This is a genomic window from Methylobacterium ajmalii (genome assembly GCF_016613415.1).
Classification (GTDB): domain Bacteria; phylum Pseudomonadota; class Alphaproteobacteria; order Rhizobiales; family Beijerinckiaceae; genus Methylobacterium; species Methylobacterium ajmalii.
On the sequence record NZ_JACWCT010000011.1, the window covers coordinates 1 to 442 of the forward strand.

The following is a 442-nucleotide window of genomic DNA, read 5'->3' on the forward strand; positions in this document are numbered from 1 at the left end:
GGGAACTCGCATGGCTGCTGGCATCCGTTCCTCAAACCTGCCCCTCGGCACTCTGATTGAAGTGGTTGGACATGCCGATGCGGGCGGCGGGCAGCGCACTCTGGTTCGGACCCCGCTTGACGCACTGGCCGACGCATTGCGCGGCATTGTCGTCAGCGACCCGAGTGATGTCGCGAGCTTGTCGACGGTCGTCACGCGCTTGTCGGCCGCCCTCGATGATCTTTACAAAGTAGTGTCGCCAATCGCCGTAAACGTCGGCACGCTTTCCACGGATGCGAGAAACCTCTCCGATGCAGTTGACAAGCTGCAAGCTCAAGCTCAGGCGGATAGCCACAACATCTACCCGGCCATCGCGACCCTACAAGAGCAGGTCGAGGGCGCCGCAGGCCTAATTCAGGCCGTCACCGACATTGTCGCGGACACGGCCGATCAGCAAGACAAG

General features: G+C 61.5%; 1 protein-coding gene. It reads left to right on the forward strand.

Features of this window, described 5'->3' with window-relative positions:
- Positions 1-10: 10 nt before the first annotated feature.
- The coding region (locus tag HPY23_RS02060) for a hypothetical protein (protein ID WP_200649546.1) at positions 11-442 on the forward strand (432 nt) is incomplete at its 3' end.